Genomic DNA, 12,645 nt, shown 5'->3' on the forward strand with positions numbered 1-12,645 from the left:
ATAAGTGAGTAAATAACAAGCTGTAAGTTGTAAATCCGATAATGAAAATCATTATCAATAAACATAGTATACTTCTATTGAGAATCATTGTCAACGGTGAGTTTTCAATTTTTTTAGATGTTTATTTTTATCGTCCCCTTGGCTATTATCCTCTTCTTTTTGTTCTTTTTGTTCTTGAAATTCCACGTGGGATTGGCCTGTTATGTAGTCAAAGGGATTGTAGCGGCTATCGGGTATTTCTTTTTTAATAAGTGTTTTCGCCATAATATAAATGATTAAAACGAAGATGGGGAAGATGAGACCGAGCAAGGTAAGTGTTGATATGTCCATTTGAAGCACCTCCATATGCTATATTCTACTGTATATTGCCCTCATATTGACAGGCAACCCCCATAAAGTTATAATTTGCCTTATCTATATGTGAATTAAAGCGTTGATGAAACTTAGTAAGCCATAACCCATCGTCAGAGAGAAGGTTCCGCTTGGCAGTGATTGCTGCGAAGATCGGCTGGAAGAACCTTTCGGTGCTAGGATGGCCCAAAGCTCGTTTCGGAGCGTGGATGAACTCCACCGGTTGGACCCGTTACAAATCCGCACAAGGAGATTGGATTCGCTCTACGCCGCAGGCTAAGAGAGCACGAATACAATAACCAGGGTGGTACCGCGATGATTCGTCCCTGTTAGCTGCAGGGGCGTTTTTTGTTTGTTTGTAAACTTATTCTAAATATGGAGGCTCACAGAGATGAAAGCAAGTGAAATTCGTTCGAAATGGTTGCAATTTTTCGCCAGTAAAGGGCATAAGGTAGAGCCGAGCTCTTCATTAGTACCTCACAACGATCCATCTTTATTGTGGATTAATGCAGGGATTGCACCGTTGAAGCCTTATCTAGATGGTCGTGAAATTCCTGAGAATCCTCGTATTACGAATGCTCAGAAATGTATCCGTACCAATGATATTGAAAACGTAGGTAAAACGCGTCGTCACCATACATTCTTTGAAATGCTAGGCAACTTCTCCATCGGTGATTATTTCAAGAAAGAAGTTATCCCTTGGGCATGGGAGTTCCTAACGGATCCGCAATGGATCGGCTTTGATCCGAATCGGATCTCGGTTACGGTTCACGAAGATGATGAAGAAGCTTTTGAGATTTGGAATAAACAAATCGGCATTCCTGAAGAACGTATCTATAAGCTGAAAGAAGATAACTTCTGGGATATTGGTGAAGGCCCATGCGGACCGTGTACAGAAATTTTCTATGATCGCGGCGATAAATATGGTGACTTGTCGGATCCAGAGTGCTGGCCTGGCGGCGAGAATGAGCGCTTCCTAGAAGTGTGGAACTTGGTATTCACGCAGTTCAACCACAATTCCGATGGCAGTTACACACCGCTTCCGAATAAGAACATTGATACAGGCGCAGGCTTGGAGCGCTTTGCTTCAATTCTTCAAGATGTGGACTCCAACTTCGATACAGATCTGTTCAAACCTATTATTGAGAAAACGTGTGAACTGACTGGCGTCGCTTACCACGTTAACGATGATCATGATGTGGCTCTGAAAGTCATTGCTGACCATATCCGTACAGTAGCTTTCTCTGTAGGTGATGGTGTACTTCCTTCCAATGAAGGTCGCGGCTATATCATTCGCCGTTTACTGCGTCGGGCAGTTCGCTATGGGAAAGTGCTTGGCTTGGATAAACCGTTCTTATTCAAGTTAGTGCCTACGGTTGGCGACATCATGGGTGTTTATTATCCGGAGGTTGTTGATAAGCGTGAGTTCATCGAGAAGGTAATCCGTACCGAAGAAGAGCGTTTCCATGAGACGTTGAGCGATGGTTTGATCATTCTTGCCGAGATGGTTCAGAAAACGCAGCAAGCGGGAACGAACCAAATTAGCGGACCGGATGCATTCAAACTTTATGACACGTATGGCTTCCCATTTGATTTGACGGAGGATTTTGCATCGGAGAAGGGGCTAACCGTTGATCGTGCAGGTTTTGATGCTTCCATGCAGGAGCAGCGTGATCGCGCTCGTGCGGCTAGCAACAAAGAAGGCGGGATGAAGGTTCAAGGCGGGCCGTTGTCCGAATTGACGATTAAAAGCGAATTTGTTGGATATAATGAATTGGTAGTTACTGCTAATATCGAAGCGATTGTTCATGAGAATGAGCTCGTGGAGCTTGTAGGTGTTGGTGAGACGTGTCAAGTCGTTCTAGATCGTACGCCTTTCTACGCAGAGAGCGGTGGTCAAGTTAGCGATCACGGCACGATCCGTAATGATCAAGTGACGCTGCAGGTTGTTGATGTGATGAAAGCACCGCATGGCCAGCACGTACACAAGGTGATTGTGGAGTCTGGCGTCCTTCGTAAAGGTGACGCTGTAGAAGCTGTTGTTGCTTCTGCTCCTCGGACAGATATCATTAAGAACCATACGGCAACTCACTTGCTGCACAAAGCGCTTAAAGAAGTATTAGGCTCGCATGTTAATCAAGCGGGTTCCCTTGTAGAGCCGGATCGACTGCGGTTTGACTTCTCCCATTTCGGCAGCATCACGAGTGAAGAGCTGCAAGATGTAGAACAGCGTGTGAATCAACAAATTTGGAATAGCACGAACGTTGATATTTCCCTCAAAGCGATCGCAGATGCGAAAGCAATGGGCGCTATGGCGTTGTTCGGCGAGAAGTACGGCGATATCGTACGCGTTGTACAAGTAGGCGACTATTCCCTAGAGCTTTGTGGCGGCTGTCACGTTCAAAATACAGGACAAATTGGTTTGTTCAAAATTGTAAGTGAATCGGGGATTGGCTCCGGTGTGCGTCGAATTGAAGCTGTTTCAGGACGCAGTGCTTACGAATATTTAGATGGGCAATTGCAACTGCTGAAGGAAGCTGCTGGCTTGCTGAAGTCGAACATCACGGATGTTCCTAAACGTGTTGATGCTACCTTGCAGCAATTGAAAGAACTGGCGCGCGAGAATGAGTCACTTCGTGGTAAGCTTGGTCGTATTGAGGCAGGTTCGCTGACAGATCAAGTGAAGCAAGCTGCGGGTGTTTCCGTACTAGCTGCACAAGTCAATGCTGCGGATATGGATTCTCTTCGTAACATCGTTGATGAGATGAAAGGGAAGTTGGGTTCGGCTGTTATCGTCCTTGGCGCTGCCACGGAAGATAAAGTCAATCTGGTTGCTGCGGTAACTCCTGATCTAGTTGCTAAAGGCTTCCATGCGGGTAAAATTATTAAAGAAGTCGCACAGGCAGTTGGCGGAAGCGGCGGCGGTCGTCCAGATATGGCACAAGCTGGCGGTAAGGATGCATCTAAACTGCAAACAGCACTTGCAAGTGTCGAGGGGCTACTTTCCCAATTTGTATAATTATTTTTCTAATGGACAGGAATTTTTAAAACCATAGAGAATATATCACATGTATAACGTAAGTTTTTTCAATTATTTTACAAAGGTCACAAGGAAGTGGGGTGCTCCTGATGAGTTCCATGGACAAAACGATGAAGTTCAATGTGAAGGCGGAAGAGATCGAAACTTCGCCGAAGGATGTGTTGCTGGCGGTGTATGATGCTCTTCAGGAAAAAGGGTATAATCCGATTAACCAGATTGTTGGTTACTTACTTTCGGGAGATCCTGCCTACATTCCGCGACACAATAATGCGAGAAGCCTCATTCGTAAACGGGAACGGGATGAACTGATTGAAGAATTAGTTCGTGCTTATCTGGGTCAACACAAATAGTAGAAAAGAGAACCAGCATGAGATGGATGGGCTTGGATTATGGGGATAAAACCATCGGTGTCGCATTAAGCGATGAGCTTGGATGGACAGCTCAAGGGCTTGAAGTGATTCGCCGTAATAAGCCGGGAGAAGACATTGAACGGCTTATACAGATTGTTAATGAATATGGCGTATCGCAAGTTGTTGTCGGGTTGCCCAAGAATATGAACAATACGATTGGCCCCCGCGGCGAGATTGCGATTGCTTTTTCAGAAGAATTAAAACAAAAGATCAGTGTACCAGTACACCTATGGGATGAGCGCTTAACTACCGTAGCCGCCACACGGACGCTTCTTGAAGCAGATGTAAGCCGGAAGAAACGGAAGCTAGTCATTGATAAGATGGCAGCTCAATTAATCCTACAAGGGTACATGGATGCCAATATGAAGAGGTGAATGAACATGTCCAAAGAAGAATTGCGTGAAGAAGAACCAGAAATCATTTACATCCCGGACGATGAAGGCAACGAAGAAGAGTTCGAGGTTATCATGAAATTCGAAGTGGACGGTTCAGATAAGAAATATATGATGGTTGTGCCGACAGATGGCGGAGACGAAGAGTCCGATGAAGTCTATGCCTTCCGTTACGAAGAAGATGACGATGGCGAAGATTTGAAGCTCTTTACTATCGATGACGAAGAAGAATGGAACATTGTTGAAGAAACGTTCAACACCTTAATGGCGGAGTTCGATGAGGAAGAAGAAGCATGAGTTTGACAACACCTTCTGATGTATTGCGCAATACTTACGGGGATGATATCCTGTTGTCTGACGACCAAAGTGAGTCGACGGTGTATCATCTTCTGAAAGAATTCGTCTATGAGAACCAAACGTATGCAGTTATGCAATCCGATGCACTGAAGAAGGAAGAGGAAGTTGCCCTTTTTCGTGTCGTCTCGAATGATGACGGTGAATACGAACTAGTTACCATTGACGATGACGATGAGTGGGAAACGGTTTCGGAGCTATACGACGAGATGGTTTTTCCTGAGCAGGACGACTTGTAAGAAGAAGATAACCGAGCGGAGATAATCCGCTCGGTTTTGTTGTGCATATGGTTAATGCTAGTAAGGTAAGCTAGTGCCAAAGGCTTGACGATTGACATTCTTAGGGGGAAATGACGCGTTGTGAATATGGACTATGAACATGAAGAATCACAGAAGCCTAAGCGTAGTAAACTGAAATGGGTATTGCTTATCTTAAGTATCCTTGTGCTGCTAGTTTTGGGTACGGCAGGCGGAGTAGGCTTGTTTATTGCAAGTGCACTGCAACCCGTGGAAGCTTCTGATCAGGAGGTCCGCGTATCCATTCCGCAAGGCTCGAGCTCGATACAGATCGCAGAGGAACTGAAAACCAAGGGACTCATTAAGAATTCATCTATTTTCACGTATTATTTAAAATGGAAAAAGCAGGGCTCTAAATTTCAAGCTGGCGAATATGCGATGAAGCCAGGCATGACATTTGTAGAAATGATTGATAAGCTCAACAAGGGAGATGTCCTGAAGGAAGAAATGGTTCGTATCACGATTCCTGAAGGCTATACAATCGACCAAATCGCTGCCAAGATGAGCGAGATGAGCACTTGGAAGAAAGAGGCATTTCTGCAACTTGTCGATGACCCATCCGGATTTAAAGTTGATACGACCGCGTCGATTCCGGACAGCAAGAATTTAAGACACCGATTAGAAGGGTATATCTTCCCTGAAACCTATGAATTTAAAAAAGGTTCTACGGAGAAGGAATTCGTTGAGCGTTCTTTAGAGCAGCTAGACAAAAAGCTTGCAACGCTTCCGTCGGATTGGAAGGACAAGTTAAAAGCACGTAATCTAAGCATTCATCAAATGCTGACGATTGCCTCGTTGATCGAACGGGAGGTAGTTGTTGATAGCGAAAGAGCACTCGTTTCAGGTGTGATTGTGAATCGTTTGAAAATGAACATGCCTCTTCAGATCGATGCGACGGTACAGTATTTATTTGATAAGTCGAAGGAACGGTTATTGGAAAAGGATCTTCAAATTCAAAGTCCGTATAATACGTATTTGAATACAGGATTGCCTCCAGGTCCGATTGCAAGTCCAAGTCTGGCCTCCATTAAAGCGGCGATCTATCCAGAAGAAACGAAATATGTCTTCTATGTCACGAAGAAGGATGGAACCATGGGTCATCTGTTTGCGGAGACCTTTGAAGAGCACAAGAAGAATATTGCCAATAGTAAGAAGGCTACGAATTAAGCGGGCGTACGTTAAGCTGACAGAAGGTAGGTAAGCATGTCGTGAATAAACCAGAATTAGTCATCAGCTGTGGTTCGATTGCTGAGTTGAAACAAATGATACTTGCAGGTGCGGACGCAGTTATTATAGGGGAAGATCGCTATGGGCTTCGTTTGCCTGGTGAAGTGAAGCTAAGCGAGATCGGGGAAGCGGTCACTTGGGCCCACGAACGAAATGCGAAAGTATACGTAGCGGTCAACAATATATTGGATAATCAAACACTTGAAGGTTTAAAAGAGTACTTAGCTGCCTTACAGTCTTACGGGGTAGATGCGATTATTTTTGGAGATCCTGCTGTCGTCATGACGGTGCGTCAGTTGCCTGATCTATTGCCGATGCATTGGAATGCTGAGATGACCTCGACGAATTATGCAACTGCGAATTATTGGGGGAGGCAAGGTGCAGTACGAGTAGTACTAGCGAGAGAGCTGAACATGGAGCAGGTGCTTGATTTTAAAGCGAAGTCAGAGATTGCTGTAGAAGTACAAGTTCATGGGATTACGAATATTTATCATTCCAAACGTGAGCTGGTCAAAAATTATATGGCGCATCAGGGGAATAAGGTGGAAGAGGATCGTTCGAAGGAGAGGGGACTATTCCTTATTGAGCACGAGCGTCGCGACCAACGATATCCCGTCTATGAGGATCGCAATGGTACGCACATTATGAGTTCGGAAGACTTCTGTATGCTGGAAAATTTGCCAGAGCTTATTGATGGGCATATTGACAGCTTAAAAATTGAAGGCTTGCTCAAATCCACTCCGTATAATGAAACGGTCGTAAGAAGCTATCGTGCAGCAATTGATGCTTATGTTGCTAATCCTGAAGGCTATGAGTTCCAGCAGGCATGGTTGGATGCAATAATCGCGCTGCAGGATCCTGAGCGTGAGCTGAGTTACGGATTTTTCTATAAAGAACAGGTATATTGATTGAAGAAAGAAGGTGCTCTCCTAGATGACTACAGCCGTAGAAGCACGAGCCAGGGGTAAGCGTGTAAGACTTGATAAGCCGGAGCTGTTAGCTCCAGCGGGTAATTTAGAAAAGCTGAAATTCGCGATCCATTATGGCGCAGATGCTGTATATATTGGTGGACAGAAATATGGGTTACGTTCGAATGCGGACAATTTCTCCAAAGAAGAAATGCGTGAAGGCGTCGAATTTGCGAAGCAATATGGCGCCAAGGTATTCGTAGCAACGAATATTTACGCGCATAACGAAGATATTGAAGGCTTAGATGAGTATTTGCGAGGGCTTCAGGAGGTTGGCATCTCAGCGATCATTGCTGCAGATCCAATTATCATGGAAACGTGCAGACGTGTTGCTCCTGAGCTTGAAGTCCATGTAAGTACACAGCAGTCGGTGATGAACTGGCAAACCGTTCAGTTCTGGAAAGACCAGGGGATCGAGCGTGTTGTATTGGCACGTGAGGTGAGTATGCAGGAAATTGATGAAATCAAGGCGCATGTGGATGTCGAAATTGAAGCTTTCATTCATGGTGCAATGTGTAGTTCTTATTCCGGACGATGCGTCTTGTCTAATCATTTCACGGATCGCGATTCGAACCGCGGCGGTTGCTCACAATCGTGTCGATGGAAATATGACCTCTTCACCAAGGATCAGCCGCTTGATGCGCCATTGGCGACGGATTTCCCTATGTTCGCAGAGGATGACGATGCCTTTACCATGGGGTCCAAGGATTTAAGCATGATTGATCACATAGCAGATATGATTGAATCGGGTGTAGATAGCTTCAAAATCGAAGGTAGAATGAAGAGCATTCATTATGTGGCAACGGTCGTGAATGCCTATCGTCAGGCGATAGATGCTTATTTCGAGGATCCTGAGCATTTTGAGCTCAATCCTGTTTGGCAGGATGAGATTCATAAAGCGGCGAATCGACCTTTGAACGATGGATTCTTTTATGAAGCGCCAGGTCATGAGGATCACATATTCGAGCCAGAGGATAAAGTTGTAGGCTTCGACTTTGTTGGCTTGGTTATGGGATACAACGAAGAAACAGGAGTTGCTCTAATTCAGCAAAGGAATCATTTCAAACCTGGTCAGGAGATTGAATTTTTTGGTCCGGAGGGTACGCATTTTAAGCAAACGGTTGGCGTAATTCAAGATGAAGCGGGCCAAGAATTAACCGCGGCTAGACATCCGTTGCAACTGATTCAACTAAAAACAGAGTATCCTGTAAAAAAATGGGATATGATGCGCAAGAAAACAGGCAAATAGTACCATGGAAGCTTTCTCCAGTGTGGGTTATATTGGATAAAGCTTCATTTTTTTTGTTCTTTTGATCGTATTATAGAGGATATTGGAAATGAATGTCGAAATTCATCAATGACAAAGCATGTAAACCTTTTCATTTTGCTCGAAAGTTAGTAAGGGTTAATTAGAAACTAATGGTGGTGAACGAAATGACAAAAAGACCTCAAGGTATCCGTTCCATTTTAAACAAAGTAGTTCAAACAGCTGGTCAAGTTCGAAGGGGTCGAAATGTTGACACAGCAGGTGGGTCAGCCTCACCAAACGGTACATATGCATTCAAAGGTCCGAGCAACATTAAGCTCGAAAATCCAGTGAAATCGGTTGGAATGAAGTTATTTTTAATGTTTTTTATCAGCATTCTGTTTTTCGTACTTACGGTAGGGATGATTTCGTATTCGGTTTCCAAAAGTGTTATTAAGAACAAGGTATCCGAATCCAGTTTACAAACGGTGACACAAGCAGGTCAGAAATTGGATTTCCTTTATCAAACCTTTGATGATGTCTCGCTACAAATTATGCTGAATAAAGAGTTACAAGATCTGCTTGATAAGGTTCCGAAATTAGATGCTTCTTCTTATGAAGCACTAGATAATACGCGTCAATTGACGGAGAAATTGAACGTGGTTACTTTCTCGAACAAAGCAATTAAAACGCTTCATTTGTATCGACCTGATGGCAAGCTGATCGTCATTACAGGTTCTGGTGGTTCTTCATTATCTGAGAACATAAATTCGAATGAATGGTTTAAACGTACTGTTGATAATGCAGGGAAAGTGACTTGGTTAGATAGTCAGGCCAAAGGCTACTCAACCAACTCCACGAATACGTTTGCGATTAGCCGTCTGATGCGTAATACGTTAACGAACACGTCATCAGCCGTTCTAGTACTAGAACTTAGTACGGACATTTTGGGTAAAGAGTTAAGCGGTATGTCATTAGGGGATGGCAGCGATGTCGTCATTACGAATGCCGGTAATAAGAACATTGCGGTAAAAGATATGAACCAGATTGGAAAGGAATCATCCGTTCAACTTACAAAGGAACAGCTTGAAGAAGAACATGGTTCCTTTATCACGAAGGACGATCACTTGGTTGCTTTTTATAAGTCAAATGTATCTGGATGGAATCTAGTTGGTGATATTCCAGTCAGTGCGCTTGTTAAAGACGCGAAGAAGATTTTCAATTACACACTGCTAATCGCATTGTTTGCAGCTATTGCAGCCATCATAATTGGTATTGTTGTAGCTAGAATGATCGGAAGTCCGCTCATTAATCTGCGCAACCTGATGCAGCAAGGCGCCAAAGGGAAGCTAACCGTTCGTGCCAATTACAAGTCTCAAGATGAGATTGGGCAGCTGGGAGCCAGCTTCGACGTGATGATGCAACAGATTACGACACTGGTGCAGCAAACGAGCACGTCTGCCCAAGCGGTATTTGAAACTGCGCAAGAATTGACGAATTCCTCCAAAGTGACAGCAACTGCAGCAAGAGAAATCGCTGTTGCAACGGACGAAATTTCCAATGGTGCAGGCGGTTTGGCGACAGAGTCCGAGAAGGGCAACGAGCTAACTCACCATATCGGCATTCAAATGAAGCAAGTTATTGAAGCCAATCTGGAGATGGGGACTGCGGCAGCGGATGTACAAACCTCCAGTGAGCTTGGAACGAAGTATATGTCAGAGCTTATTTCCAAAACGAACCTGACGGAAGAAATGATCCGTTCCATGGTTGATAAGGTAGATAGATTGAAAGAGAGTACACGTTCGATCCGTAAAATTTTGGACGTGTTGAATAACATGACGAAGCAAACGAACATTCTCTCCTTGAATGCGACGATTGAAGCAGCACGTGCAGGCGCAGCCGGCAAAGGCTTCATGGTTGTAGCGGATGAGATTCGTAAGCTGGCTGATCAATCGAAGCAATCCATTGACGTAGTTGGTCAAATTACGGAAACGATTCAACGAGAAATCGATGAAACGGTTAAGGTGCTTTCGACGGCAACCCCAATCTTCCAAGAGCAAATTTTGGCTGTTAAAGAAGCAGATACGATTTTCAAGCAAGTAACGAATCATATGGGTGGCTTTATTGTTCAGTTGAGCACCGTTAGTGATTCCATTTCTACGCTTGAACAATCACAAGTGGTGCTGTCTGATGCCATGACGAATGTTAGCGCAGTTGCTGAGGAATCACTGGCCACTTCCGAGGAAGTTGCTTCCTTGAGCTCCGAGCAGTTGAGTATTAGTGATGGTTTGGTGAAATTGTCGGACAAGCTGGATCTACTGTCCAAATCTCTAACCGATACATTATCCAAATTCGAAGTATAATTTCCAAGATGCATCCACTCTCCATTAGGAGGGTGGATTTTTTTGTGTTTTCGCGTAGCTGCAGCGGTTTGACGTGATGCAAGAATGCCGATACTGAAAGCAAAGAGGGTTATGTTGGAATTTAAAAAGGGGTTCGTATTATGAATGATAATCAATTATCCTCGAATGAAAAAAGGCGTATTTTTCTGATGCTTTTTTTGATACTGCTCTTATTTCTAGGTATTTTTGGCAAGTTATTCTGGATCCAAATCGCCGCAACGGAAAGCTACTCCTCTCGAGGCATCAATCTGGTGAAAAATTCCGTGATACAGCGTCAACGCGCACTTGTATTAGAAAGCGGTAGAGGCGAGATTCTAGATCGCAATCTCCAGCCATTGACTGGCAAGATTGTGAAAGCGTTAGTCGCCTTTCCGATCAACAGTGAATTTGTGATGAATCAGCAGGAAGTGAGTCAATTAGCACGTATTTTGCAGACAAATAAAGAGAGCTGGGTTTCTTTCCTACGTAATTTGAAAGAGCCTCAAGTATGGGGGACACAAGATGGGGGGAAGGCAATCTCTCTGAGCGAGCAACAAGTGCATGGAATTGATGGCTTAAGCTTACCGAATGTGAAGGTTGTGGAAATGGAGGACCGCTACCCAACTGGGATGACGGCGCGGCAGCTGGTCGGTTTTATCGGACAGAATCCGGATCGTGTGATGCAAATATACAGCTCGGACTTGGAAAAAGGTAGAGTTGCGCTAACGTCGAAAATTGGGGGAGCCGGCTTGGAGAAGTCATTCGACACTTGGCTTCGCGGTGTAGGTGAAACCTCGATTTCCTACTTTACAGATGCAGGGAAGAGACCGCTAGCGGGTTTAGATGCTCGAATGATTGCACCGGATAACTCATACTATCCTGTGAAGTTAATCACGACCTTGGATAGCCGCGTGCAGCAGCAAATAGAAGCCTTAATGGATAAGCTGAGTATTCGCGAGGGAGCAGCCGTTGTGCAGGAAGCAGCAAATGGCGATGTGATTGCGATGGCCAGCAGACCAAACTATAATCCGTTGCAAGTGGATCTGGCTAGTAATAATTGGAGTAATTATGCACTCAAAGCAACGGCGCCGGGTTCGATTTTCAAAACGATTGTGGCAGCAGCTGCGTTGGATGAGAAGGTCGTCAATCTCACGGAAACCTTTGATTGTGAAGGGGCGCTTGGCAAATATGGTTTTACATGCTGGAGGAAAGATGGGCACGGGCCATTAACGTTAGAAGAGGGCTTTGCGCAATCGTGTAATATTGTGTTTGCGAACGTCATGCAGCGTCTAACGGCCGCTCAATTAGAGAAATATGCGAATAAGCTAGGTGTGCTAAACGAAGTAGGCTGGACAGGGAAAACCGATACGAGGGATGTGTTTGAACAATTTGATTCTGAGGAGACAGGCCAATTATTTGCTGCGCATACACCTGAGAATGATGAGGGTGTTCTGATGCAAACGGCCATTGGACAAAGGGATGTCAGAATGACCCCTTTGCAGGCGTCGAACATGATTGTGACCTTGCTGCATGATGGGAAGGGCTTCACGCCTCGAGTTGTTCAAGAAATCCGTTATCAAACCGGTCGTGAGATGGAGTCATTTCCCGTTAAAGCCTTAGCTTCTAAGGATGGCAAAATATCGGCTGCCACAAGTCGGACACTCCTAAATTGGATGAGGGAGGTTGTCACTGTAGGGACTGGCCAAGGTTTGCAAAGCGCTAAGTGGAAGCTGGCAGGTAAATCAGGAACAGCACAAATTCAAAATGGGAATCAAGAGAAAGTGAATCAATGGTTCATTGGCTATGGCCCGGTGGAAACACCACAGTATGCTGTTTCCGTTGTCATTAAAAATACGGATCCTACGGAAAGTAATAAAGCGATACCTTTATTTAAAGGGATCATGGATATTTTGGCGAGCCAAGGGTTGTCAAACAGCAAATAAAAGGTATCATGGAGGATAAGCCTAATTGGCTGCCCGT

At 44.6% G+C, this 12,645-nt stretch carries 12 protein-coding genes; 11 read left to right on the top strand and 1 reads right to left on the bottom strand.

The genetic code is table 11. The annotated features are described in order from the left end of the window. Nucleotides 1-90 precede the first annotated feature (90 nt). Nucleotides 91-330 carry a DUF3951 domain-containing protein gene (locus tag AC58QC_RS05590; protein ID WP_497414212.1) on the bottom strand — a complete coding sequence of 80 codons (240 nt, stop codon included), beginning with the start codon at nucleotides 328-330 and terminating at the stop codon, nucleotides 91-93. A gap of 152 nt (nucleotides 331-482) precedes the next feature. Here AC58QC_RS05590 and AC58QC_RS05595 point away from each other — a divergent pair, with 152 nt between their 5' ends. From AC58QC_RS05595 to AC58QC_RS05645, 11 genes are all read left to right on the top strand, one after another. After that, on the top strand, nucleotides 483-650 hold the full coding sequence (locus tag AC58QC_RS05595; protein ID WP_497414213.1) for a hypothetical protein: 168 nt from the start codon (nucleotides 483-485) through the stop codon (nucleotides 648-650). Between the two features lie 92 nt (nucleotides 651-742). After that, nucleotides 743-3,370 carry an alanine--tRNA ligase gene (gene alaS, locus AC58QC_RS05600; protein ID WP_497414214.1) on the top strand — a complete coding sequence of 876 codons (2,628 nt, stop codon included), beginning with the start codon at nucleotides 743-745 and terminating at the stop codon, nucleotides 3,368-3,370. Between the two features lie 110 nt (nucleotides 3,371-3,480). Next, complete coding sequence (locus AC58QC_RS05605) at nucleotides 3,481-3,741, top strand: IreB family regulatory phosphoprotein (RefSeq protein ID WP_028555746.1); 261 nt, start codon at nucleotides 3,481-3,483, stop codon at nucleotides 3,739-3,741. 17 nt (nucleotides 3,742-3,758) lie between these two features. After that, nucleotides 3,759-4,175 carry a Holliday junction resolvase RuvX gene (ruvX, locus tag AC58QC_RS05610; protein ID WP_068665576.1) on the top strand — a complete coding sequence of 139 codons (417 nt, stop codon included), beginning with the start codon at nucleotides 3,759-3,761 and terminating at the stop codon, nucleotides 4,173-4,175. A 6-nt stretch (nucleotides 4,176-4,181) separates the two neighbouring features. Further along, nucleotides 4,182-4,490, top strand: a complete 309-nt coding sequence (locus AC58QC_RS05615) for a DUF1292 domain-containing protein (protein WP_056610485.1) — start codon at nucleotides 4,182-4,184, stop codon at nucleotides 4,488-4,490. Then, a complete protein-coding gene (locus tag AC58QC_RS05620; RefSeq protein ID WP_497414215.1) occupies nucleotides 4,487-4,786 on the top strand; it encodes a DUF1292 domain-containing protein in 300 nt (99 codons plus the stop codon). Before AC58QC_RS05615 ends, AC58QC_RS05620 begins: the two co-directional genes overlap by 4 nt. Before the next feature lie 126 nt (nucleotides 4,787-4,912). Continuing rightward, nucleotides 4,913-6,010 carry an endolytic transglycosylase MltG gene (gene mltG / locus AC58QC_RS05625; protein ID WP_497414675.1) on the top strand — a complete coding sequence of 366 codons (1,098 nt, stop codon included), beginning with the start codon at nucleotides 4,913-4,915 and terminating at the stop codon, nucleotides 6,008-6,010. A gap of 41 nt (nucleotides 6,011-6,051) precedes the next feature. Further along, the gene (locus AC58QC_RS05630; RefSeq protein ID WP_497414216.1) at nucleotides 6,052-6,978 is read left to right on the top strand and encodes a peptidase U32 family protein; all 927 of its coding nucleotides are present in this window, start codon (nucleotides 6,052-6,054) and stop codon (nucleotides 6,976-6,978) included. 25 nt (nucleotides 6,979-7,003) lie between these two features. After that, nucleotides 7,004-8,287, top strand: coding sequence for a peptidase U32 family protein (locus AC58QC_RS05635; RefSeq protein ID WP_497414217.1), 1,284 nt, complete (start codon nucleotides 7,004-7,006; stop codon nucleotides 8,285-8,287). Nucleotides 8,288-8,472: 185 nt separating this feature from the next. Beyond that, the gene (locus AC58QC_RS05640; protein WP_497414218.1) at nucleotides 8,473-10,647 is read left to right on the top strand and encodes a methyl-accepting chemotaxis protein; all 2,175 of its coding nucleotides are present in this window, start codon (nucleotides 8,473-8,475) and stop codon (nucleotides 10,645-10,647) included. 140 nt (nucleotides 10,648-10,787) lie between these two features. Then, on the top strand, nucleotides 10,788-12,608 hold the full coding sequence (locus tag AC58QC_RS05645) for a peptidoglycan D,D-transpeptidase FtsI family protein (RefSeq protein WP_497414219.1): 1,821 nt from the start codon (nucleotides 10,788-10,790) through the stop codon (nucleotides 12,606-12,608). Nucleotides 12,609-12,645 lie beyond the last annotated feature (37 nt).

The sequence above is a fragment of the Paenibacillus sp. J22P51 genome (assembly GCF_059692215.1).

What these genes read in the sequence shown, in the direction of transcription:
- AC58QC_RS05590 (WP_497414212.1), bottom strand. Translation starts at nt 330, where the DNA reads ATGGACATATCAACACTTACCTTGCTCGGTCTCATCTTCCCCATCTTC.
- alaS (WP_497414214.1), top strand. Translation starts at nt 743, where the DNA reads ATGAAAGCAAGTGAAATTCGTTCGAAATGGTTGCAATTTTTCGCCAGT.
- AC58QC_RS05605 (WP_028555746.1), top strand. Translation starts at nt 3,481, where the DNA reads ATGAGTTCCATGGACAAAACGATGAAGTTCAATGTGAAGGCGGAAGAG.
- ruvX (WP_068665576.1), top strand. Translation starts at nt 3,759, where the DNA reads ATGAGATGGATGGGCTTGGATTATGGGGATAAAACCATCGGTGTCGCA.
- AC58QC_RS05615 (WP_056610485.1), top strand. Translation starts at nt 4,182, where the DNA reads ATGTCCAAAGAAGAATTGCGTGAAGAAGAACCAGAAATCATTTACATC.
- AC58QC_RS05620 (WP_497414215.1), top strand. Translation starts at nt 4,487, where the DNA reads ATGAGTTTGACAACACCTTCTGATGTATTGCGCAATACTTACGGGGAT.
- mltG (WP_497414675.1), top strand. Translation starts at nt 4,913, where the DNA reads ATGGACTATGAACATGAAGAATCACAGAAGCCTAAGCGTAGTAAACTG.
- AC58QC_RS05635 (WP_497414217.1), top strand. Translation starts at nt 7,004, where the DNA reads ATGACTACAGCCGTAGAAGCACGAGCCAGGGGTAAGCGTGTAAGACTT.
- AC58QC_RS05640 (WP_497414218.1), top strand. Translation starts at nt 8,473, where the DNA reads ATGACAAAAAGACCTCAAGGTATCCGTTCCATTTTAAACAAAGTAGTT.
- AC58QC_RS05645 (WP_497414219.1), top strand. Translation starts at nt 10,788, where the DNA reads ATGAATGATAATCAATTATCCTCGAATGAAAAAAGGCGTATTTTTCTG.